This window comes from Hymenobacter bucti, assembly GCF_042681145.1.
GTDB lineage: Bacteria > Bacteroidota > Bacteroidia > Cytophagales > Hymenobacteraceae > Hymenobacter > Hymenobacter bucti.
In genome coordinates this window covers 517590-541815 of record NZ_JBHUFD010000001.1, presented here as the reverse complement: position 1 = coordinate 541815, position 24226 = coordinate 517590, and the positions used below count along the sequence as shown (strand labels likewise).

Below are 24226 nucleotides of genomic sequence, written 5' to 3'. Positions count from 1 at the left end.
ATATATTCTTATTTGAGAAGTCGAAGCCAGGAAACAAGTATCCTGCTTTTCCTACGAATACATTTCCCTGTCTTTGATGGGTTTGGCGGGTGTGCCCACGCAAACTTTGCCGGCTGGCAAATCCTTAAACACGCTGCTGCGAGCGCTGACAATCGTGCCTTTCCCGATAGTTACGCCGGGGGCGATGTAGACATCATTCGTAATCCAGCACTCATCTTCAATCAAGACTGGCTTGCTGAATATGTCGAACGTCTTTTTCTGGTATTCATGCCCGCCGGTGTTGACATAGACCTGGTGGGCGAGCGCCACGTGCTTGCCAATGCTGATTTTACCCAGGCTGTACAACACGCAGTCGTCGCCGACCCAGGAGTAATCGCCAATGCTTACCAGCCACGGGTAGGTTATCGTGACTGAGGAGCGGATTTTGACGTGTTTCCCAATCTCGGCGCCGAACAGCCGGAGCAGTATTACGCGCCATTCGTAGAATATCTGGGGTGACCAGGCAAACAGCGTTTCCTGCACTATCCACCAGAGCTGCACGGTTAGCTTTGATTTTCCCCTAAACGAAGCGGGAACAGTAAATATACTTAAATCTTGGTATTGTGGCATAAGGCACAAGGTACGGCTAACGGTTAAAAGCAACTACCGGGCGCGGGCGGCTCCGAAGCTGAATCAGCGGCCCCTTTTCAGGGCTGCACAGCTTGCAAAAAGCGTTGGGCGGCCGGCCCAACGGCAAATTCCTGTTCGAATGTTACGCGCGCCCGCTTTTGCAGCCGGGCCTTTTCGGCCGCCGCAGCTTGCTGCCAGTGGCCTAGCAGCTTCTGCACGCCGGGTAAGGTATCCGGCGCTACTATGCCGCCGCCGGCACCTTCAATTTCGCGCCAGATATTGACTTGGTTGGAGATGAGAACGGGTTTGCCGCAGGCGAGAGCTTCCACTACCGCAATGCCAAAGTTCTCCTGGTGGCTTGGCAATACCGAACACTCGCAGCCGTAAAACGCGCCCCACTTAGCGTCGCCGGTGAGCATGCCGGGAAACAACACCGCCTTTTGCAACACCGCAGAGTTCGCTACTAGCTCCTGCATGCGCTGGCCATAGGCGGTATCCAGGCCGGGGCCGGCCACAACCAGCTTAGGCAATTGAGGAGCGGCTACTGAAGTATCGGCACCCACGCTGCGGGTAAGCGCTGCTGCTTGCCTAGGTTCCGCCAGCGGCCCAGCGGCCGCTACGCTCGCATACGCCTCTAGCAGCAGGTCAACGCCCTTCTTTTCGTGGATTCGACTCAGAAACAGCATGTAGGGCTGCCCGCGCAGCTCGGGGCACAGCGCCAGGAGCGCCTGCTGCATGGCCGGCTGATAAGCGGGCGGCTCTTCCACGCCGAGGCCCACCACTATCGTCCGCTTGGGGCGGTAAGGTTGGAAGGGCTGCTGGGCGAGCAGGCGCTCTTCTTCACAAGTGAAGAGGATGGCATCGGCCTCGGCAATGAGCTGCTGCTCCAGCAGCATCCAGTACAAAGTATTCCGAATGGCTTTGAGCCTGCGGCCCGGCGCGCGCTGAAAATACGGGTCAAGCATGCCGTGGGGCATGATGTAGAGGCGGGGCGCAGTGCCCGCCGCCCGCACCCGGCGCAGTGCCTGCCGGGCAGCGTAGCTGTAGTAGAGCCAGAGCCCGTGCACCACCACCGCCTCAAAGCGGGGCATGTTCGCCACCAACCACGGCAGAAGTTCGGCGTTATAGGCCCACGGTCCCTTGCCAACCCCTAGGGCATGCACCGGGAAGTTGTCATCGGCCAGGAAGGGCGCATCGGCGGCGTCCAGGCTCACCACTTCGTTCTGCACTTCTAGCTCGGCCAGCCCGGCAATGATGGTGCGGACCGCTTGGCAGACGCCCCCGGTGCTCGGATTCATCTGGGGCACAATGTGGAGAATTCTCATGCTGGGCCGTTCGCCGCAAGAATACTTGCGTAAATTTTTTCGATTTGATTCAGCGCTTCGTTCGTGTTGAAGCGCTTGGCATTGAGTAGCCCCGCGCTCACCACCGCCTGCCGCTCCTGGGTCGATAAGCTGACTACCTGCTCTACCGTGGCCGCGCCCTCGCGGGCCCAGGCTCGGGCTTGCGCTGCCTCGGGCGGGCGGCGCGGAATCAGAAAGCCGGCCGCACCCGCCACTTCCGTCATCGGCGCTTCGTTGGTAGTAATAACCGGGCAGCCAGAAGCCATGGCCTCGGCAATGGGCCAGCCGAAGCCCTCGGCCAGCGAAGGAAACAAGAAGACAGTAGCGCCTGCGTACGCCACACGCACTAGGTCGTCCGGGATGCCTTTCAGGAAATGGATATCCTGCTGGTAGGGCGAGCTGCTGTGAATAGCCGCCAGCGCGGGGTTGGGCGCGTCGCCAATCATCAGGAGTGGCAGCGCCCGGTCGCTCTGGTCGCGCCAGGCGTTGTAGAGCTCCACGATGCCACCGCGGTTCTTGTAAAAATGATTGCCGCCCACGTGGAGTAAGTAGCCCGCGGCCAGGTTTAGGCCCGTGTGCTGACCTAGGGTCTGGCGCATCAGGCCAACGTCTTGCGGGGCGAAGGCCTGGTTAAGGCCATTGTACACCACTTCGGAGCTCACGGGCGCCACGGGCAGGAAGCGATGTAAGTCTGTTTTTGTGCGCTCAGAAACGGAAATAAAATGCTGGCCTTCGGCGTAGCCCCGGCGGATGTACGCCTGGTACTGGTAGCCCGTCCAGCTGCCCGGGTTTTCGGGGATTTCGCCCAGCACGGAGCGTTGGGCTAGAAAATCGTGGCAATGCACGACCCGCGCTTGGTTGCTAAGCAGCGGAACCCAGGGACCTAGGGCTTGGTCGGTGAAAACGAAGATGGTAGCGGGCGGACACTGCCGCAGGCGCTTGCGCACTTCCAGCGGAAACACCACGTACTGGTCGAGGTAGCCCAGCCATTTTTTCAGGGCCTGGGGCGCCGGCAGGTTAACGAGCTTGGCCTGGGGCGCCCACATAGCTACCTCATGACCGCGCGCCCGCATTCCGTCGGCCAGCATGTGCGCAAAGCGCGGCATGCTTTGGTGCCCCAGAAAGGTGGGATGAGCGAAAAGAACGATGTTCACAAGACAGAAGTAGTAAATGATAGCGGCACCGCTACGCAGGCACGGTGGCTGACTGGTTCCGGAGCGAAGCAATGAGCAACCCGCCGATAAGAGTGGAAAAGCCGAGCGCAGTGGGCTGGGCCCACTGCCCCTGGATGATGATTAGCAGGCCGAAGCTCAGCAGCAGCCAGGGCAGAAAATCATTTTTGGTCAGCTTGGCATAACAAGCCAGGCCCACTTTCACGCAGAAGCTTACTCGGACGATGATGGCGATGACACCCAGCACCAAGCCCATTTCCCCAATCAGCCTGCCCCATTCACCTTCCGAAATCAGGAACCCCGAGCTGCCCGTTAGTATCGTGCTGCCCACGTTGGTGCCCATACCTAGGCCGTAGCCAAAAAACGGCTGATTGATGCCTTGCTTGATGGGCTCCAGAAGGTTGCCCAGATACCGGTCTATCAGCGTTCCTTGCAAGCCTCCCTCCGAAGTACTGGCATTGTCGAAGCGAAGGGTAAAAACCTCAATGGCGGTTTGGAAGAACGCAGTCTGGCTTAGTGCCACCACCACCAGCACCGCCCCGCAGGTAGCCAGGAGCATGTGGCCTAGGTAGCGCGGTTGCCGCACCGTTGCGATAAACATGAAGATTGCGGATATACCAACCTGGAACAGCAGCCCGCGACTGATGGACATGGGCACTACCGCAAACAAACTGGCCGTGGCGGCAATGAGCAGCAAGCGGGACACTCCCTTGGGATAGAGCCAGAAGTAGAAAATGAAGGGGGCTACAAAGCTGTAAAACTGGGTGAGGCCAGTGGTAAAGGAGAAGGTACCCGGCGGGCGGAAATACCCTAGGGCACCACCATTGAAACCGCCGCCCTCCATGTCGCCGCCCACGCCCCGGTTTACCCAGGCAGACTGTGGACTATAGAACTGTAAGGCCACTAAGACGGCCATCGGAACGGCAATCCAGAGAAGCGCGATGCCAATTTTTACTACGTCTTCGCGCGTAAAAACACGGCCGATTACAAACATCAAAGGGAAGTGAATCAGCAGGATGCGCGCCCCAAACACGGCTACGAACAGGTTGCCGTGGCCAAACAGCACGGCCGTGAAAAACCCCAGCACAGTAATGGTTATGATGGAAGTAATGTAGCCATTTGCCGGCAGCATTCCGCGCTTCCACGTGGCCACCAGCAACCAGATTGCCAGTGGGTCCCGCACAATAAGCAATGGCGTGGCCAAAGCCGGCAGAAGCCATTTGCGCAGGGCACCCTCAAAAATGAGCAGTAGGAAATAGGCCCAAACTGCTTGCTTAAGTAATTTGTCCGAAGCAGCGTCCTGCGTTAAGCCCCTTTGCTGCGGCAGTAATGCTTCCATAATTTGACAGTTTAATAGCCGGATAGTAAAATTACTAGCAAGACAATGGAAATATAATATCTTAGTAATTAAGCACTTTTCTTTCGTATAGCGGCCGTTAGCTCCTGGCCATATACCTCCCAGGGCCGGGAGCGGGCAGACTCCATAGCCGCGCGGCCGTTCTCAGCCACGGTTTCGGGGTGCGCCAGCAAGTCTTCGATGGCCGCTTGCAATGCCAGCGTTGAACCCGCCTCAATAAGCCAGCCATTCTTGCCGTGCTCAATTAGGTTAGGGCCCGCCGTGCGGTCCGTCGTAATCACGGGAGTGCCCTGCGACATTGCCTCCGTAATCACCAGCCCAAACCCTTCGAAAAGGGAGGGAAACACCAGTACATCGTGCTGGCGCATGAGTTTCAGTATCTCATCGTGCGGCAAGCTTGGAATCCAGCGGTGCTTGGCGAGCCCCGCGTTTAGGGGCACGCAGTCTTCGCTAGCCTTGCGGCCCACCACCGTCAGCGAAACCCGGTCTCCGATGGCATCAACGGCGGCAAACAGGTCGGCTACGCCTTTGCGTTGGGACAAGCCGCCCACAAACAGCAGCTTCAGCTGCTTAGCCTGCCGCGGGGCATACTCCCGGGCCGCTCCCACCGGCGGGAAGCCGTAGGGAATAATCTCGATAGGCGCGAGCTGACCAGGAAACTCCTGGAGCGTTTTGGCGGTGAATTGGCTAGCGACAAAAATCTGGTCGGCCAAGCGCAACTCTTCATCTTTGCGCTGCAGCTTTTCCTCCGAGTCCACCATTCCCGTCAGCGTAGAGGCCCACTCGGGCCACCGCTCCTGCTCTACCTGCAACAGCCGGTGTGCCGCCCGCCAGTAGCCGATGGGCAAGTCGTAGAGGCACTGCATACCGAGGCGCTTCGCCTCTCGAAAAGAAAACACAGCCCCGTCTTCGTAAGCGTAAACCGCAGTAGTACCCTTCTTTTTCAGCTGTGGCAACGAGGCAGCCACCCTCTTATCAATATTTTGGTAGACGGCATCCAGGCTAAATACCCCCGTTTCGTGCCGGGCCAACCCAGGAAACCCCGTCTTAGGAGCCAGCACCCGGCCCATTTCCAGCCAAGGCCACGAGCTGGTGTTATGTTGCAGAGCTGAATCGAAGCGGCGGCGGCGAATTTCCGATAAGAAGCTGATAGCCCCGAACTGGTCCAGCAGGCTACCCGGAAAGGCGGCTACTGCCGTATGAAACTGCGCCAGCATGTCCGCCTTTTGCAGGCTGGTAGCCGCCGCACGGTTAAATGTATTGCTGGTAGGATGTGAAATAACGACCTTCATAGGGAGAATTTTAGCAAGCGACTAGGGGCAGCATCCTCTTACTGGCTTATCAAAAAGCGGTGACTTAAAGAGCGGCCCCGGGCAGCGTCAAACCGAGAACTGTGCTCACGTGCTGCCAGGTGCAGTCGTTGTAAATTATTCTGATTCTTACGCCTAGGAGCCACTAAACATCTTGCTCACGCTTAATAAGTAGTGTAAGCTTGCCGGTAATATTCCAGCGGCTTCAGAAATTGCGCCAAGGAAGCCTGAGCCAATTCTCCCCTCTTTTGATACTCTTCTTCACTCATCGAAGCTGCGATTTGCATGCAACGTGCCAGGTCAGCTACATCCCCTGGCTCCGCTACCAAGGCGGCCGGGCCCCCAGCCTCCGGTAGCCCACCGTCGCGGGTGACAATGGAGGGCACCCCAACACTACGAGCTTCAATGGGCGTCAAACCTAAGTCTTCTTTGGTTAGAGCCGGTGCCAGCAGCCAGCGACAAGAAGCTAGGTAGTTGTTTTTAGTTTCTTCATCCACGAATCCTGGCATCCGCACGTCAATTCCGAGTTCGGCGATGAGGGCAAGTACCTCTTCTTTTATTGGCCCTTCACCCAGGATAGTTAAAGGCCATTCAACCGGGTCGAACTTACTCAGGGCATACGCCCGAATTAATTCCTGAATTCCCTTCCTCGGTATCCAGCGGCCCACAAAAAGGAAGCCTTTACGGTCTTTTGGCGGGCACCACCCGCTAGGCAGCTTGGAGACCGTGGGAATGGAGTTGCTATTACTCGATTTCTTGGTGGGCTCCCAAGTATTCCAGACAAAGTGAGAATTGAACCACCGGTAATTAGCAAGCTTCACCGAAACGCCCCACAACAAGTGATGAATACTTAGGGTAGTACGACGCCAATTGTGAACCGTCAAGAATATCTTCTTACCCAGCAGCCGCGCCACGAACGTAACATCAGGGGGGGTATTCTGCACGTGCAGAATATCAGCCCAAGCAATCATCTTGAACAAATCAAGAGAACCACTCTGCACAAACCGTACATCAGAGCATACGTTTTCGGCCAAGTGCTTAAGGTTGGGCGTGCCTTTAGTACCTTTTACTAACTTAAAACATATTTTAACCTCAAACTCCGGCCACTTCGATGCTGCTTCAGCTAGAGCAAGCATATAAGCTTCCATGCCCCCGTACGACCCGGGAGTAGACCCTATGACAAGGAGCTTGTGTTTTTTTGAAATCATAGATGGCGTTTTTATTATCGTGCTGCAATGTTTAAAAATAGACTATAACTACCAGATTCAGATTACTCTGAAATTACCAAAACTAATCCCCGCTTTGTTCAACGGTTAGGATTCTTCTTACACCATAAACTATGTGCATCAGAAGAGTAGGAAGACCGACCAGAATATTAAAAATCAGAATACCACGCAGGGTTGATATGTCTAGTAGCATAACCCCGAGGCTTATCGACGCTATACTTATTACAATAGTTATGATAGGGTTAATTACCCACCCGCGGCTAGTACACATATAGAAGGAAGAACCAGAAATAAAATTGATTCCGCCTCCTATTATCAAGAGCACTACTTCTGTCGAAAGCCCGGCGTATTTAGCACCCAGTAACAACAGTAGCTTATCCGACAAAAGCCATACTGCACAGATTACGGCGCCTGATACAATGATTACTACGGCTTGAATCTGTACGTAACGCTTAAGTAGCAAGCGTGAATCACTCGGCAGCCGGGCAAAACGGGGGTAAAACAAGGCTGATAACAGCGTACTAATTACCCCAAATACCATAGAGAATCTTCCCAGGGCTCCCACTTGGGCAATCGACGTGGTAGAACCTAAGATAGAAATTAGCCAAATCGTAATCTGACCTGAGACGCAATAATAGATTGACTCTGGCAAGAGCCGCTTAACCATGGCGAATATCTGACGACCAATTTCTGCATCAGGCTTCTGTGTATTATCAGCAAATTGTGCCGACAATGCTCTGAGCTTTATGTTAGCCCATATCTGCGGTAATCCCGCTGCCAAAATAGCTATAAAAGCTAGTGGAAAAGCGAATACGCTGGCAACTAGCAAAGTAAGTCGACCCAGATTAGCCCCAACCTGAATTTTTTGCAACGGTATAATCTGCTGAACTAACCTGGGAGTAACTTCCAGCATTGACCCGGACAGTGAGGTAAAAAAGGCGGGAACGAGCGCGGCTGCAATAACCAAGGTCATTATCCAGCTGGCCCCGTGATGGTGCAGCAGATAAAGCAGTATGGGCATGCTGAAGAGAAGGCTGAGAAGGGCGAGCTTCATCCTGAGGTTTAACCCAGTTGCGAGCACCACGCCTAACTTCTCTCTGTCTTGCCATACTTTTCCACCTTGCGCCAATACGCCCGTAGTAATTCCACCGTCAGCCAGAACAGACATGGTTCCTAGCATTGTATTCGCTAGGGTATATAGGGCATATTGATTGGTGGGTAGAGACCGAATAATTAAAATACCACCGACAAAACTAAGTCCTTGAATAAATACTTGTGAAGCACCAGTAATGCTTATCAACTTAATCCAAGCGATAGTTTCATTTAAATTAAAGCTTTTATAGGCGCGATGAATCAATACTTTCATAATTAAGAATTATTCATTTTCTTAGAAATGAACTTATAGATTGTCCTAATTCTACTTTATTAATAAGCAGCTGAAAACAGCATTAAGGCCAACTGCTAGGCTATCTTTAACTTCTTTTTATCTTTCTGCTCATAGCCATAACCATAACTATGGCTATTTCCCATTTCGACATCATTCAACACAATCATCAGATTGTTAAGCTTGTTGTTCACATAAATATCATCCACAATATTTATCATTCGCTTGTACGTATAATTACAGCGAACTAAGTAAATACTAGAATCAATCAGAGCAGAAAGACTGAATACATCAGCAACCTTTCCAATAGGAGCAGTGTCTAAAATGATGTAGTCAAAACTGGATTTTAATTCAGTCAGCAAATGCGAGAGCTTAGCTGACATCATCAGTTCAGAAGGATTAACTGGGACAGGCCCGGAACTAATAACATGCAACCCAGGAACCTTCTCTGACTCACTGATAATATCGGTGATGTAAACATCGTCAGAATTCAGATAGTCAGTAATACCCAAGCTTGGAGATATATCTAATACTTCAGATAAATCAGAATTACGCAAATCCAATTCGAGCAAGACCACTTTTTTGCCTGTTAATAGCAGACTGGCAGAAAAATTTATACTAAAAAAGGTCTTCCCCTCCCCACTCATACTAGAAGTAACGAGAATCACTTTATTGCTTTTACCGCGCATCATAAAGCTCAGGTTAGCTCGGATAAGCCTGAACATTTCTGCGACTGGGGAGCGATTATCTTTTGTAACCACTACTTTATCGCGGGTATTGCTAATTGCTATTTCGCCCAGAATAGGTGTATTCGTCGTATATTCTACGTCCTCAGCACTCTGAACTTTATCGTTTAGTAGCCCTTTAATATATACACCAGCAAATGGTATAGCTAATCCGGCTAATAGCGCCATTAGGTAGATTAACTGCTTAACCGGGCTAACAGGATAATCACTACTAACCGCTGGGTCAACAACTCTAGAGTTCGAGACAGTAGAAGCAAGCTCGAGAGCTGCTTCCTCGCGCTTCTGCAACAAAAATGAATACAGTATTTGCTTTATAGCCTGCTGCCGGTTGATTTCTAACAGTTCACGCTCAATCGAGGGCACCTTTTTAATCTGAGACTGAAATTGCCCTGAACTTGCTTTAAGATTACGGCTAGTTATAATCAGCCCTCTCTTGATATTTTGCAGGTTTTCTAGAATGTTACTTCTTAGATTAACTAGCTGCTCATTAATGTTTTCTACTAACGGATTGCTAGCTTCTGTAGTGCGGAGCATACGCTCACGCTCCAGTTGCAACCCGTTAAATTTTTCAATCAAACTCACTAAGGTTGGGTCTTGAATACCTAGGCTACTTGGCACCATAGTATACTGACCCGCGCTCTTATTCAAATACTTCTCTATCGATTCCAACACATCGATTTGAATTGCCCATTCAGACAGTTGCTTATTATATGAGCTGGCCTGCTCTATATAATTAGAAGCTTGCGAGCTTACGTCAGTTACTTGATTCTGCCTTTTATACCGTTCTACATCTTTCTCCACCCCTGATAGCTCAGTGGTGATAAACCGCAAGCGGTCATCCAGAAAACTAATAGTGTTGGTAGCGTTACGGTTCTTATACTCCAGTCCTTCTTTATTATAAATCTCGATTAATTTATTTAAAATATCTTTACTCCGCTCAGGAATAGCGTCTATCAAGCTTACCTCTAGAATAGTGGCATCTTTACTAACCGGAGCAATTTTTACACTACTATGCAGATAGTTGACTATATCCTGTTGGTTTTGAAATCTTACAATTATATCCTTGGAAAAAAGCTTATTATCAGTAGCAGCATATGGAGTGGCAACTACCGTAAACGTACCATAAGGCTGATGGATTAACTGTCCTAACTGCTGGCTGGAAGGCTGATTTTCACCTTCTTTTAAATCAAACTTATTATCCGGCTTTAAGCGAATAATCAGTGTTTTGCCGTAAGCAGCAGGCGTTAGCTTACCTACTACAATAGTAATGGGTGAGGACTTACCATATACTTCAACATCCCTTACCTTTCCCTTAATATAGTACGTCGTAAAGTATGATAGTTCAGCAACAACGCGCTGCATCAGGCTCTTTGATTTGAGCACCTCTATTTCATTATTCAAATCAATTGCACCTCCACCCAAATTAGCCACTCCTAGCTGCCCACCTCCAGATAGAGTAGGCTTGTTACTTTCGCTTTTAATTAGTAGCGTACTAGTTACTTGGTATGCAGGAACAACATAATACCTTAGGTAGATGTAAGCTATACCTAGTGCTATTGCTACACTTAGTATAAACAAATACCAGTAACGAACATAATGCGAAAGAATTACTCTTAAATCCTTGGCCTTTGGCTGCTCGTTCTTTAGCGGAAATAATTCTTGATTATTCATAATAGTAATGATGTGAGTACTGGCATGCTAAGAAAAAAGAAGAAGCTGTAATTTTCTATCTTAGGGCAAATACAAGGATACTTAACAAAGAAACTGCTACAGAGATTATTGGCAAGTAGAAACTACTAGCGCTGCCCTGCAAAACTTTCGCTTTAACTGGCTCTACATATACAACATCATTTTGCTGCAAGTAGAAATACTGAGAATTAAGTAAATCTTTGTTAGTAAAATCTACTCGAATAGCATTACGCACACCATCTTTTTCCCGTATTATCAATACGTTCTCTCTCTTTCCAAAAGCAGTCATATCGCCTGCTAACCCTAATGCTTCTAGAACAGTTACTTTTTCTGTAGGGACGGTAAAAGTGGCAGGTCTGTTAACTTCCCCTATCACAGTGATTTTAAAGTTCAAGAATCTAACGTTAACGGTAGGATTCTTTACTGATTTTTTGATTTCATTCGTTAGCTTCTCCCCCGCTTCCTCTTTCGTCAAACCTGCTAACTTTATTTTACCTAGAACTGGCAAATTAACTTCTCCACTTTTATCAACTAAATACCCTTCGCCGCTCTTGGCTGCCATAGGACTAGCACCACCACCCGTGATTGTACCTGCCGGAGCTGTGATTGTACCGTTGTTAAATAGCGTATTCGATTCTGAGCTTAAGCTCGAAACCGTTATACCAAGCAAATCATCAGCTTGTATTTTAGGCTCAATATTATTTTTAATCTCTGTTCTATTATCCGAGCCTGCATTCAGATTACTAAAGTAGGTTAGCTTACGATTACTTGCGCAAGATGAAGCTAACAATGCAATCATCACATACGTAAAAGGAAATCTCATTCGTTTACTTATCTTTTGGTTTAACAGAAACAGATAGCTCCTATATTGAGTAAGAGCTTTTGCTTTGAACAGGTGATTTAGTTATATTCTATCCTTACTAAATACAACAAGGACGAATATTAGTCTAGCAGTTTGTGGCACATCGCGAGTTAATCACTTGCTACTACTGAGTTTTTCACGCAATATAGCTACGTACCTCACTACTGCTGTTTAAACTACGCTGGAAGGAATGAGCCATAGGAGTGCTACGTGCACTTTAGATGTTGTATCATTCATCCACGAATACAGCGCGGGCCTTGCACAAACTGCCAAGACGAGAATAAAGTGACGGCTTGTAGCAGCCACCTTAGAGAGCTTCGCGGTTACCAGGATACTACGGCTGATTACTGACTGCCCTTAATAGGCATCGGAGGCCGAGCTCGTAGGTGACAAAGGCTATCATAAGCTTGGCTACCCAACATTGTGCCAATTGCCAGCTTCATCCGAAGCTTCGCGTTTTGGTAATGCCTAGGTAGCCAAAAGCAATTTACAGCACCTCCTATTCAAGAAGTGTATCAACTAGAATAGTATCAGAATAGCTGGATGTTCGAGCACTGCCTGAGGTAACTCAGAGCACCGCTCGCACAGGCATAGTCTAGAAAGCGTTATCGCTACCCTTTACTGCTTGGTACACCGTTAGCCACACGATTTTCATGTCTAAGGAAAAAGACCAGTTTTGCAGGTAGTGGATATCTGCGTTCACTCGCTTAATCATTGCAGCGGTTTCTTTGGTTTCGCCACGGTGCCCGGTTATCTGGGCGAGCCCCGTAATGCCTGGAGCAACGGTGTGGCGCACCATGAAGTTGTTGATTGCGCTCGAGTACACCTCTGTGTGCTGAAGCATGTGGGGCCGTGGCCCTACTACTGACATTTCGCCCTTCAGCACGTTGATGAACTGCGGCAACTCATCAATACTGGTCTTGCGCATGAACGCACCAATTTTGGTGATGCGACTATCATTACGGCTTGCTTGCTTATGGTCAGCATCTGCATTCATGTGCATGCTGCGAAACTTGAAGCAGTAGAATGGTACGCCGTCTTTACCGGTGCGTAGCTGCTTAAAGAATACGGGACCTTTGCTGTCGAGCTTAATTATTGCAGCTATGAGCGGGATAAGCCAGCTCAGCAGCAGTAATGCCACTAATGAAGCAAATACGATATCGAACACGCGCTTAACTGCAGTGTTGGATGTGACTCTGACGTGTTGATTAGCAAAAGCGGGTGACATAGCTTTACGGATTGTCCTAAACCAACAAAAAACATTATGCGTGGCCTTACATTCAATATTAAAGTTGGATATGTTCATATCAAAACAAATATTGAAATATTTAACGTAAAATGATAAAAATGCAAACCATTTATAAAAATAATTAAAAAGTTGCTTGGTTTAATGCAATAAAAAGTTAAAATTTATTTGCATTAAAGCTATAGTAAAGCGTACATTATGAGCGAGTGAGTGTTCACTCATATAGGTATAAACCTACTTTTTGAATATTATTTGCTTTGCGTTCCACTTTTAATCAGCGTAAGCAATTAGTCAGGTATTAGCCAGGCCATTTTATCTTATTGTTATCGAATACCTTTTTTAAATACTTGTGCTTAATTGGTAAGCTTCTTTTCATTGCGCAATGGGCCTTTTAACTACCACTTTTCTGGTTTGAAGACCCCGGTGGCTACAAGCAAGGATTTCAGCCTCGTTTTATCTATGCAGCCTTCGCCACTACCAATCGTTGCATCACAAAAAGGCCTCAGCAACACTAGTTGCTGAGGCCTTGACCTAATTCTGAGTTTGCTTATGCCTCTTACAGCACCACCGTCTCGCGTGCCGTAGCAAAGACTTTCTTACCTAACTCGCGCACAGCGGCGGCAATACCTTCTGCGTCGAAGCCACACTCTTTGTAAAGCTGGTCTTGCGTACCGTGCTCCACTACCCGGTCAGGGATACCTAGGCGACGCACAGCAACATGCTGACCTTGGTCGGCCAGGAACTCAAGCACAGCTGAGCCGAAGCCACCCTGCAGGCAGCCGTCCTCCACGGTCACGATGGCGCGGTAGCGGCGGGCTATCGCCAAGAGCATTTCTTCATCCAACGGCTTGCAGAAGCGCATGTCGTAGTGCCCGGCATCGAGGCCTTCGGCGGCCAGCGCCGCCGTAGCTTTCACCGCGTAATTACCGATGTGGCCGATACTAAGGATGGCGACGCCCCCAGCTTCGCCCTCGCGCACCACGCGGCCAGTGCCGATGGCAATGCGCTGCAACGGGGTGCGCCACTCGGGCATTACACCCTCGCCCCGGGGGTAGCGGATACTGAACGGCCCGGCATTCTCGGGCAGCTGCGCGGTGTACATGAGGTTGCGCAGTTCCTGCTCGTTCATGGGTGCCGACACCACGACGTTCGGGATGCTGCGCATATAAGCTAGGTCGTAGCAGCCGTGGTGGGTGGGCCCATCGGCGCCGGCAAAGCCCGCCCGGTCGAGGCAGAATACTACGTGCAGATTTTGCAGCGCCACATCATGTACCATTTGGTCGTAGCCGCGCTGCATGAAGGAGGAGTAGATATTGCAGAACGGTACCAGCCCCTGCGTGGCCATGCCAGCCGAGAACGTAACGGCGTGCTGCTCGGCAATACCCACGTCGAAGGCACGCTCGGGCATGGCCGCCATCATGATGTTCAGCGACGAGCCGCTGGGCATGGCGGGCGTCACGCCCATAATCTTGTCGTTGGCCTGGGCCAGTTCCAGCAGCGTGTGGCCAAACACGTCCTGGTACTTTGGCGGCTGCGGCTTGTCGGGCGTTTTCTTGTAAATCTCGCCCGTAATCTTATCAAACAGGCCCGGCGCGTGCCAGAGCGTCTGGTCTTTCTCGGCCAGCGCGTAGCCTTTGCCCTTCACCGTAACGCAGTGCAGCAGCTTGGGGCCTGGGATGCTCTTGAGGTCGTTGAGCACCGCTACGAGGTGCTGCACGTCGTGGCCATCGACGGGGCCGAAATAACGGAAATTCAGCGCTTCAAACAGATTGCTCTGCTTGAGGAGCGTGGCCTTCATGGCGGCCTCTACTTTGCGGGCAATCTGCTGCGGGTTGGGGCCAAACTTGGAGAGCTTGCCCAGCACGTTCCACAGCTCGTCGCGCACCTTGTTGTAGGTACGCGAGGTGGTGATATCGGTGAGGTATTCTTTGAGCGCCCCCACGTTGGGGTCGATGCTCATGCAATTGTCGTTCAGCACGACAATCATATTATTATTCATCGAGCCGGCCTGGTTGAGCGCCTCGAAGCTCATGCCCGCCGTCATGGAGCCATCGCCGATGACGGCAATGTGCTGGCGGTCAAACTCTTTTTTGTAATCGGAGGCAACCGACATACCTAGGGCGGCGCCGATGCTAGTGCTGCTGTGGCCCACGCCAAAGGCATCGTAGGGGCTTTCCGACATCTTTGGGAAGCCCGACATGCCGCCGTAGCGGCGGTTAGTGGGAAAGCGGTCGCGCCGGCCGGTCAGTATCTTATGGCCGTAGGCCTGGTGGCCCACATCCCACACCAACTGGTCGTAGGGCGTGTTGAAGACGTAATGCAGCGCCACAGTAAGCTCGACCACGCCCAGCGAAGCGCCGAAGTGCCCGCCGTAAATGCTCACCGTATCGATGATGAACTCGCGTAGCTCGGCGCTAACCTGCACTAACTGCTCGGGGGTCAGTTTTTTGAGGTCATCGGGCGAGGCTATCGCCGCCAGGAGCGGACCGGGTTCAATCATCATTGGGCAGGCATGTGCGAAAAGGAGTAGCAGTGAGTAACCGCTAAACCGGCTAAAAGATTGGCCGGTTGAAACAAAGGTACGACAAGCGCAGGCTGAGCGGTTCTAGGGTGGATATTACTAGACTGACCTAGTGGCGCAAAAAACCAGCACGGCGGGGGCTACTCTCCCCACGAATCTCTACCCGGTCCCGGTCGCGGGGGCCGAAGGCCTGACAATACCAACCGCTTATTCGCCCGGCTTAGTCGGCATAATTAGCGTTTCGACCGAAGATTGCAATAATTAGGGGCCAACTAATGCAACTATTGCCAGCCGTTTACGCACTTTGGCCGTTATCAATTTTTATGAAGAAGACTACTTTACCTCCTGCCTTGCTTGCGGCGGCTTTATTTACGGCACCATTTACGGCTCCGCTTGTAGCTCACAGCCAAGCCACTAGGCCGGCCGGGGTGGGCGCCCGCCCCGCTGCTGCGCCGGCGGCCGCGGCTCGCCCGGCTGCCCGGCCGGCGGCGGGCGGCCGCCTCACGGGCACCGTCACGGACGCGGCCAATGGCAAGCCCATCTCCTACGCCACCGTGGCCGTGCTCGATGGCGCGGGCAAAGTGGTGAACGGCGGCGTGTGCGGCGACGACGGCAAGTTTGTGCTGCCGGGCATCCCGAGCGGCACGTACACGGTGCAGGTTACTTTCCTGGGCTACAAAAACGAGGAGCGCCCCGGCATTGTGGTGCCCGCCGATGGCGGCGCGGTATCCCTAGGTACCATCAAGCTCGCGGCCTCGGCCCAAGCTCTGAAGGAAGTGGTGGTGACGGGCCGCAAGCAGCTCATTGAGGAGCGCGTGGACCGCACGGTGTACAACGCCGACGTGGACAAAACCACGGCCGGCGGCGACGCCACCGACGTACTCAAGCGCGTGCCGCTGCTGAGCGTGGACCTAGATGGCAACGTGAGCCTGCGCGGTAGCTCCAACATCCGGGTGCTGATTAACAACAAGCCTTCGACCATCGCGGCCAGCAGCATTGCCGACGCGCTGAAGCAGATTCCGGCCGACCAGATTCAGACGGTGGAGGTGATTACCTCGCCCTCGGCCAAGTACGACGCGGAGGGCTCGGGCGGCATTATTAACATCATCACGAAGAGCAACAACCTGCGCGGCGGCTCGCTGAGTGTGGACCTGGGCGCCGGCCTGCGGGCCAGCAACCTGGGCCTGAACGGCAACTACCGCACCGGCAAAATGGGCTTTTCGCTAGGCGGCTTTGGGCGGGCCAGCTACAACCAGCCGGGCAGCTTCATCAACAACCAGAGCACCTACGACACGAACGGCAACTTCGTGTCGAACAACGTGCAGTCGGCCGGCACGCGGCGCAACGACGCGTTTGGGCGCTACACGCTGGGCTGGGACTACGACATCGACAAACACAACTCGCTGACGGCCTCGGTGGCGTATGGCGTGCGCAATAGCACGAACTACCAGGACCGCCTGACGACGGTGTCGAGCAATGCGCTCGTGAACTCGGTGCGCAACGTGAAGACGACCGACGAGTCGGGCACCGTCGATGCCAGCCTCAACTACACCCACACCTACGAAGTGCCGCAACGCGAATTCAGCATCCTGACGCTGTATAGCCGCAACAACCGCACGAACAACTTCCTCAACGACATCCTAGGAAGCGATAACAACACGGCCAACCGCCGCCGCAACGACAACGACAGCTACAACCAGGAGCTGACGGCGCAGGCCGACTTTCAGTCGCCGACTCTGAAAAACCAGCTGCTGGAGCTGGGCGTGAAGGACATTTACCGCAAGGTGAACAGCGAGTACGCCTACTTCCTGACCACCGGCAACAACGAGAACTTTGTGCTGGACCCCACCCAGCTGGCCAACAACTTCAACTACCGCCAGAACGTGGCCTCGGGTTACGCCACCTACACCATTGGCTTGCCCAAGGGCTTTACGCTGAAGCCCGGCTTTCGCTACGAGTACACGACTATCAGCGCCGAGTTTGCGCAGGGCACCGACAAGAGCCCGAACATTCCGGACTACGGCGTGCTGGTGCCCAGCATAAACCTGGCGCGCAAGTTCGACAATGGCAACGTGCTGAAGCTGGCGTATAACCGCCGCATTCAGCGCCCCTCGCTCCAATTCCTGAACCCCAACCGCCAGGCGCCTAACCCTTTGCAGGTAACCCAGGGCAACCCACAGCTGCGGCCTGAGTACACAAACAACTACGAGATAGGCTACAGCACAGTGGTGAAGCAGAAGGTAAACCTGAACCTGTCGGCCTTCGTGCGCAACACCACGGGCTCGATTCAGGCCATTCGCACGCCCAGCGGCGATACCATCATCACGAGCTTTGCCAACGTGGGCAAAGAAGATGCCTACGGCGCCAGCATTTTCGCCAGCGTGAACGCGGGCAAGCTGACGCTGAACGGCGGCGTGGACACGTACTACGCCGTGCTGGACAACCAGCTCACCGACCGCATTTACGCGGCCCGCAACACCGGCTTCGTGGTCAACGGCCGCGTGCAGGCCTCTTATGCTTTCAACAAGCAATGGGCGCTGCAAGGGTTTAGCTTCTTCCGCGGGCAGCAGGTGCAGTTGCAAGGCTACCAGAGCGGCTTCGGCATCTACAGCCTCAACATTCGGCGCAGCTTTGCCGACAACCGGGGTGGCATCGGTTTCGGGGCCGAGAACTTCTTTACGAGCACCCGCGACATTCGCAGCGAGATAAACACGCCCCTGCTGGCCCAGAATAGCACCAACGTGGTGAAAATCCTCAACTTCAAAGTCAACATCAGCTACCGCATCGGCAAGCTGACGGTAGACCAGCGCCCCCGCAACCGCAAGGGCGTGAGCAACGATGACCTGAAGGAAGGCGGCGACAGCGGCGCCGGCCTAGGTGGCGGTGGCGAAACCGGCGGCGGTGGTGGTGGCGGCCAGCCGGGTGGCGGGGGCCGCCCAGCGGGCGCAGGTCGCCCAGCCGGCGCGGGCCAGCGCCCCGCGGGTGCCCCCGGCACGGCGGCGCCTACCGACACGACCAAGACTGCACCCACTACGGCTCCGGCCGACAGCACATCGGGCCAGCAGCCTAATCAAGTGGCGCCGGGCACTACGCCGGCTGGCCAGCCGGGTACGCTTCCCGGCGCGCAGCCTACGGCTACGCCCGCCGACAGCTCGGCCACGAAGCCTAAGACGCCGGCCCCGAACATCAACACCACGCCGGTGAACGCGCCTTCGCCGGGCACTACCTCGCCGGGTGGTATCACGCCGGCGGGTAGCCCGGGCGGGCGCCCCTAGGGTAATAGTAATGAGCGTAATAGATAATGGGAGTAATGCTGTTCAGCGGTCGCGAACAGCATTACTCCCATTATCTATTACGCTCATTACCCATTTTACGGGGCGTACTTTTGCCCGGCCGCCCCTTTTTTATGCCCTTAGCCAGCCCTACCCCGCCACTACCCGACGACCAGGATGCCAATCTGTTGCGGCAGCTGCGGCCTTCGCGCCTGGTGTGGCCCATCCTGATTGGGCTGGCGGTGGTGGGCTTTCTGTTCTGGCGCAGCTACAAGCCCGGCGACCTCGCCCCGCTGGCCAATGCTAAGTGGGAGTGGCTACTGGTTACGCTGCTCGTGCTCTGGGCCCGCGACCTGGGCTATATCTACCGCATCCGCCACATCTCGGAGCGCGAGCTGAGCTGGCGCCAGGCCTTCGAGGTCATCGTGATGTGGGAATTTGCTTCCTGCGTGCTGCCCTCGGCGGCGGGCGGCACGGCGGCGGCGCCCATCATTCTCACCAAGGAAGGTATTCCCCTGGGTAAGGCGCTGGCCTACACCATCGTGACAGCCTTTCTCGACAACCTGTACTACGTGCTGATGGTACCGCTAGTGGTGTGGCTGGCGGGGGCCGCGCTCTACCCGCGCCACCTCGACTCGACTTTTACCGAGACGCTACGGGTACTCTTTGTGGTGAGCTACCTGGCCGTGTCCAGCTACGCGGGGCTGCTGCTTTATGCGCTGTTTGTGAACCCCGTTTCGGTGCGGCGGCTGCTGGTGCGGCTCGCTTCTTTCCGGATGCTGAGGCGCTTTCGACGCACGGCCTACCGCCACGGCCAGGAAATGGTGAATGCCTCGGCGCATTTGCGCGGGGCCGGCTGGCTCTACTGGTGGCGCGCCAGCCTTAGCACGTTCTTCGTCTGGACGGCCCGCTACGCCGTTATCGGCTGCCTCATCGCGGCCTTCGTGCCCATGACGACGGGCGGCTTCCTGTTCATCTTTGCCCGCAACATCACCTATAAAGTGGTGCTGCTGCTGGCCGTGACGCCCGGCGGCGCCGGCATTGCCGAGGGCGCGTTTCCGACCTTTTTTGGCAGCTTCATTGGCACCGCCACCATGACGAGTTTCATGGTGCTGCTCTATCGCATCGTTACGTATTACTTCTACCTGGCCCTAGGTACCGTGTTTTTGCCGCGCTGGGCAGCGCGGGTGTTTAGTCGCCCCACCCCACCTAGCGCGTAGCGGCGGGTGCCAGCGCGCCGCCCGGCCGCTGGTACTGCTCCCAAAACTCGGGCCGGTACGGCACTTCGGCGGGCTTGGGAGCCCCTTTGATGGGCGGCGCGGGCGCTGGGCCAGCCTCGGGCAGGGGCTGGAAAAACTGCTCAGCTAAGCTTTGGTAGTAAAAAGGCTGCTTGTTGCGCAGCGTGCGGCCCGTGGTTTGGGCTACACCTACGCTGCGGCGGGCATAGTAGCGGCCGTTTTCGCCTTTGGCGTAGTCTACTACGTGCGTGCTGCGGTCGGAGCTGAACGTTTGCGCATATAGCTTCTCTACCAGGTTGTTGCGACCTAGGCTTTTGCGGGCTACGCTGTTGTAGTTGGCCGTATCTAGCTGCCACAGTGCTTCATAGCGCACCACGGCGTAGTCACGCTTTTGTATTAGCAGCCGCCCCTGGTACACCCCGGCCAGGTAGGAGCCCGTGCTGCGGTGGTTGGCGTCTTTCGCAGCAAAGCTCACGAGGTACAATGTTTCGCCGCCCTGCTGGCGCACGCTGTCGAGCTTCAGATTAAACTTACGCAGGTTGCGCGCTACGAACAACGGTGAAATCCGCACCGGGTCAACGCCCGTGACGAAGGCCTGGCTGCCCCCACCCGTTACAGCAATCGCGGGCGGGTCTTGCTGCGCGGTCAGCACGTGGCGCTGCTGCACTTGGAAGTCCGTCGCCTCTTCGTGCATCAGAAAGCCGCGCCCAAAGTGCTGGTAGCCCGCCGGCACCCGCAGCCGGCTCACGCTTTCCGCTTCGTAGCGCAGGGTATCAAAATTGCTTATGCGTAAGTGGCGATACACTTGCGTGGCGTAGTCCTGCTGCTCGTAATTGATGGGAATGTTCTTGATAACGCTCTGCATAATTGCCACCGGGTCGGGCGGGGCGGTGGCCACGCGCACCTCCTCGAGGGCATAGGCGGCCGGGGCCAGCAGCACCGTCAGCTCCTCATTGCCGACCGGCGACTGCACGCTGGCTACCTCATACCCTAGGCTCCGCACTTGCAGCTTGGTAGGCCCCGGTAGTGGTAGCACAAAGTGGCCGCTGGCATCAGCAGTGGTGCCTTTGCCCTGCCCCGGCAGCAGCACGGTGGCATAGGGCACCGCGGCCCGGCTGCGCTGGTCGAGCACTACGCCCCGCACCAGGCGCACGCCCGATACGTCGGGCGCCGCCACCCCGCGCCGCAGCGTAGTACCCGCGCGGCCCGGCGCGGGGTTTAGCGAGCCGGGCGGCTGATTAGTAGCGGCCAACGTGGCCGTTGTATCGGCGCGCTCAGCCGTGCTGTCGGCGGCTGCGAAGTGCGGCGGAGCCACGCTGCGTAAAAAAAGAAATCCATCCGCCACTTCGCTCCAGGGCCCGGCTAGCGGCTGGTAATCAAGGGCGTAGGTGGTGAGCTGCCGGCCGGCCGCGTCGTGCTTCAGGCTCACAAATGCGTAGGGCGAGCCTAGGGCCAACAGGCTGGCTTCAAGGGTGCCGGCGGCGGGTTCGGGCACGGCCATGCCCGCGGCGCCCGGCAGGCCGTGGGTGCCACCGCCCGCCAGCGTACCTAGAATGTACACCTGGCCGGCACCCAGGGCTTCTTTCACGGCGCGGCCCATGGGGCGGTAGGCGCGCAGCTCCTCGTTACCGAGCACCTCCACGCGGTTGGCGAAGTGCGGCAGCGCGCCCCAGCAAATTACTTTTTCGGCGGGGTGCTGGCGCAGGTACCACAGCAGGTTTTCGGCCATTTGGGCGTCGCGCGGGTTGCTATCGGCCGCCACCCACTCGACCTGGCTTTTGGCACCGGGGTCGTGGTCGGCGTAGTCGTGGGCCAGGGCTCGCAGGCTGCGCAGGCTCTGCTGCCAAAACAGCGCCTCGTTGCGCCGCGCCGCGGTGGGGGCGGCGGCCGCTTTGGCGAGTAGCTTGTCGGCCTTCACCAATTCAGCTTCCAGCTCGGCGGGCTGGTGGCTGGGCGGGAAGGCAAAGCGCTCGGCCTGGTAGCTGATAATCTCATCGAGTAGGTCGTAGTTGATGGCGTCGCTACCTTTTTCGTCGCTCAGAAAATCGTCTAGGTCGTCTACTAAGTCGGTGCTATACTCGCCGCTTAGCTGCGGGTCGAAGCCCATTACGCGCAGCCCCTCCTGGCCCACCAGGGGCACCAGGGCCTGAAACTCACGGGTGCGCATCCAAATGGGAAATACGCTGCTCTCCAGGTTTTTGGCGACTGATTTGCCCAACGTAATCTGGCGCTGCGCCTTGTGCAGGCTATAAAAGCCGCTTTCCATGCCTAGGGTCGTGAAACCGAGCCGCTGCTGCAAAAACGCCACCAGGCGGGCCTTGGCCGCCAGCACGTTGCCTTCGCCGTGCGTGGGCTCGCCCAAAAACACCACCCGCGCGCCCCCGATTTCCGACCGCAAAAACTCCAGCTCGGCAAACGTGGTATCGGCCGGACTCAGGCTCCGCAGTGGCCGGGCCGGCACCGCTTGGTCGGGGGTGGCTACCTGCGCCTGCGCCTCCAGCCCTAACCCCATGCCCAACCCCCACAGCAGCAACCAACGAAACCAACTCATCTTTTACGTACTAAAATAACTACCCTAGGTACCACTATTGCCAATTCAAATGCAAAGAAGCAACCTAGCGTGCGCTAGCTGCGCAAAGCCCAAAAAAAGCCCCGTACCAAATCAGGTACGGGGCTTTTTATTTTAGGCTGAGGCAACTTTACTCGGTTTCCAGCACCAGCTTGGCGCCGCTGCTGCTCACCAGCGTCAGCTTGTCGTCGGTCAGCGTCTCCACGTTAAACGTGTTCGACGTGCCACCAGCATCGGGGGTCATGGTCATCGTCTTGGCCGTCTGGTCAAACGCGTACTTACCCTGTACTGCGCCCGCAGCGCCGGTCATCGAGTACGTGTTGTTCGAGAACAGGTGCAGCGTTTCCTGCTCCTGCGCATCGGTTTGCTTTACTTTATCGCCGCTGGCGGCAGTTTCCTTGGCAGTTTTCCACACCTTGCTGCTTGTGCCATAGAGCATGTTAGCGCCCTCCACTTTGCCCTTATCACTGCACGAGGCAGCAACAAAGAGGAGCATAAATGCGCACAGCAGCGACGCGGCGTAGGACCGAAGAGAAGAAGGGGTATTCATGGAAGAAAAGGGTTTGGTAGAAGTGAAAGACGAATGAGCTACTGCTAATACCAGTAACGGACCTGCTTACGCGGTGCAATTTTTTTGGTTATTAATCATAACCTTTGAATTACTAAAGCGTATTAGTCTCCGCAAACCCACCGGGTAGTTCACTGGCTTCGGCTAAGGACGGCTACGCCGAGGTTGTCTTATCTCCTTTTCTTTCACTGCCAATCATTTGCAGCCATGGGCTTACTCGATTTTCTGACCAATGAGGGCGACAAAAAGCCCGTTGCTCCTGCCCAACCGGCCGCTACCGGCGCCGGCACCGATTTTTTCGGTAATAGCAAGCCCGAAGCCACTACCGGTGACACGTACACTGTAGTAAGCGGCGACTCGCTTTCTAAAATTGCTAAAAACCACTACGGCGATGCCGCTAAGTGGCACCAGATATACGAGGCCAACGAGGCCATCATCGGCAGTAACCCTGACAAGATTGAAGTCGGTCAGGTGTTAACCCTACCTAGTCTCTAGGTACTTTTTGCAGAAAAAAGGTGAGAAAAGCCGCTCCAGATTTGGGGCGGCCTTTTTATTGCCCGGTTAGCCCAGTTTGGGGCGCGGGCGGCCCCTTATTGCGCAAGTGGGCTTCGTGCATATCTTTGCCCGCACCAACCCCTGGTACTCCCCGCAGCCGGCGGGGCAGTTAGTTTCAGTTTTATACAGAAGCGGCGAGAGATTAGGCTCCGTGACCCGCTGGCAACCTTCACTTTTGGAAAGGTGCCAATTCCTACCCCTGCCCGGCGTTGCTGCCGGCACGGGAGCTATAAATTGAGTACCATGCAACAATCCCTTTCCGCCGTTTTCCTGCTTTCCCCTGCTCCAGCTGCCACCCGCAGCCAGGCTTGGAAAGCTACGTCGTGTACCCACGCCGCCACCCACCGGGCAGGGCGCTCGGACGAGCGAATGCGCTGTTGCAGCGCGTGTTGTTGCCGCTGAGCAGCAGCTATCTTTTTGCGAGTTCGGCTGGGCACACTAGCAGCTAGTAGCCGCTGGTTAGGGCCAAGTACCTTGTAAGCTTGCGCAGCTAATGAGCAGCTTAACTACTCGGTTGACTGCCTCTGGCCGCCTACTCCGCCCAGTTTCTTCACTTGCA

16 protein-coding genes and 1 riboswitch are annotated in these 24226 nt (G+C 54.7%); of the genes, 3 read left to right on the top strand and 13 right to left on the bottom strand.

Translation table 11 applies throughout. The features are described 5' to 3' along the window. Positions 1–51 precede the first annotated feature (51 nt). From ACFSDX_RS02135 to dxs, 11 genes are all read right to left on the bottom strand, one after another. Entirely contained in the window at positions 52–609 is a 558-nt protein-coding gene (locus ACFSDX_RS02135) for a WcaF family extracellular polysaccharide biosynthesis acetyltransferase (protein ID WP_382311552.1), read from the bottom strand. A gap of 77 nt (positions 610–686) precedes the next feature. Then, the gene (locus ACFSDX_RS02130; protein WP_382311551.1) at positions 687–1934 is read right to left on the bottom strand and encodes a glycosyltransferase; all 1248 of its coding nucleotides are present in this window, start codon (positions 1932–1934) and stop codon (positions 687–689) included. Further along, on the bottom strand, positions 1931–3106 hold the full coding sequence (locus tag ACFSDX_RS02125) for a glycosyltransferase (protein WP_382311550.1): 1176 nt from the start codon (positions 3104–3106) through the stop codon (positions 1931–1933). The genes ACFSDX_RS02130 and ACFSDX_RS02125 overlap by 4 nt, the downstream gene beginning before the upstream one ends. Positions 3107–3137: 31 nt before the next feature. Further along, positions 3138–4307 (bottom strand): hypothetical protein, encoded by a 1170-nt coding sequence (locus tag ACFSDX_RS02120; RefSeq protein ID WP_382311549.1) that lies wholly within the window; start codon positions 4305–4307, stop codon positions 3138–3140. Between the two features lie 224 nt (positions 4308–4531). Continuing rightward, positions 4532–5773, bottom strand: coding sequence for a glycosyltransferase family 4 protein (locus tag ACFSDX_RS02115; RefSeq protein ID WP_382311548.1), 1242 nt, complete (start codon positions 5771–5773; stop codon positions 4532–4534). A 182-nt stretch (positions 5774–5955) separates the two neighbouring features. Further along, positions 5956–6939, bottom strand: a complete 984-nt coding sequence (locus ACFSDX_RS02110; RefSeq protein WP_382311547.1) for a glycosyltransferase family 4 protein — start codon at positions 6937–6939, stop codon at positions 5956–5958. A 142-nt stretch (positions 6940–7081) separates the two neighbouring features. After that, positions 7082–8383 (bottom strand): MATE family efflux transporter, encoded by a 1302-nt coding sequence (locus ACFSDX_RS02105; protein ID WP_382311546.1) that lies wholly within the window; start codon positions 8381–8383, stop codon positions 7082–7084. A gap of 95 nt (positions 8384–8478) precedes the next feature. Continuing rightward, positions 8479–10818 carry a GumC family protein gene (locus ACFSDX_RS02100; protein WP_382311545.1) on the bottom strand — a complete coding sequence of 780 codons (2340 nt, stop codon included), beginning with the start codon at positions 10816–10818 and terminating at the stop codon, positions 8479–8481. 55 nt (positions 10819–10873) lie between these two features. Further along, positions 10874–11635, bottom strand: coding sequence for a polysaccharide biosynthesis/export family protein (locus tag ACFSDX_RS02095; protein ID WP_382312313.1), 762 nt, complete (start codon positions 11633–11635; stop codon positions 10874–10876). A 658-nt stretch (positions 11636–12293) separates the two neighbouring features. Next, entirely contained in the window at positions 12294–13004 is a 711-nt protein-coding gene (locus ACFSDX_RS02090) for an exopolysaccharide biosynthesis polyprenyl glycosylphosphotransferase (protein WP_382311544.1), read from the bottom strand. A gap of 496 nt (positions 13005–13500) precedes the next feature. Continuing rightward, positions 13501–15447: a 1-deoxy-D-xylulose-5-phosphate synthase gene (dxs, locus tag ACFSDX_RS02085; RefSeq protein ID WP_382311542.1), complete on the bottom strand. Its 1947-nt coding sequence runs from the start codon at positions 15445–15447 to the stop codon at positions 13501–13503. Positions 15448–15788: 341 nt separating this feature from the next. On the opposite strand from dxs, the gene ACFSDX_RS02080 reads away from it, so the two are divergent. Both ACFSDX_RS02080 and ACFSDX_RS02075 read left to right on the top strand, forming a co-directional pair. Next, positions 15789–18740, top strand: coding sequence for a TonB-dependent receptor (locus ACFSDX_RS02080; protein ID WP_382311541.1), 2952 nt, complete (start codon positions 15789–15791; stop codon positions 18738–18740). A 131-nt stretch (positions 18741–18871) separates the two neighbouring features. Further along, positions 18872–19957 carry a lysylphosphatidylglycerol synthase transmembrane domain-containing protein gene (locus tag ACFSDX_RS02075; protein ID WP_382311540.1) on the top strand — a complete coding sequence of 362 codons (1086 nt, stop codon included), beginning with the start codon at positions 18872–18874 and terminating at the stop codon, positions 19955–19957. Here the strand turns inward: ACFSDX_RS02075 and ACFSDX_RS02070 are convergent. Then, positions 19947–22526, bottom strand: a complete 2580-nt coding sequence (locus ACFSDX_RS02070; protein WP_382311539.1) for an erythromycin esterase family protein — start codon at positions 22524–22526, stop codon at positions 19947–19949. The two genes, ACFSDX_RS02075 and ACFSDX_RS02070, sit on opposite strands and share 11 nt — an antisense overlap. Before the next feature lie 148 nt (positions 22527–22674). Then, positions 22675–23094 (bottom strand): hypothetical protein, encoded by a 420-nt coding sequence (locus tag ACFSDX_RS02065; RefSeq protein WP_382311537.1) that lies wholly within the window; start codon positions 23092–23094, stop codon positions 22675–22677. Between the two features lie 225 nt (positions 23095–23319). On the opposite strand from ACFSDX_RS02065, the gene ACFSDX_RS02060 reads away from it, so the two are divergent. Then, on the top strand, positions 23320–23607 hold the full coding sequence (locus ACFSDX_RS02060; protein WP_382311536.1) for a LysM peptidoglycan-binding domain-containing protein: 288 nt from the start codon (positions 23320–23322) through the stop codon (positions 23605–23607). A 178-nt stretch (positions 23608–23785) separates the two neighbouring features. Then, a riboswitch (SAM riboswitch) is annotated at positions 23786–23903 on the top strand. Positions 23904–24226 lie beyond the last annotated feature (323 nt).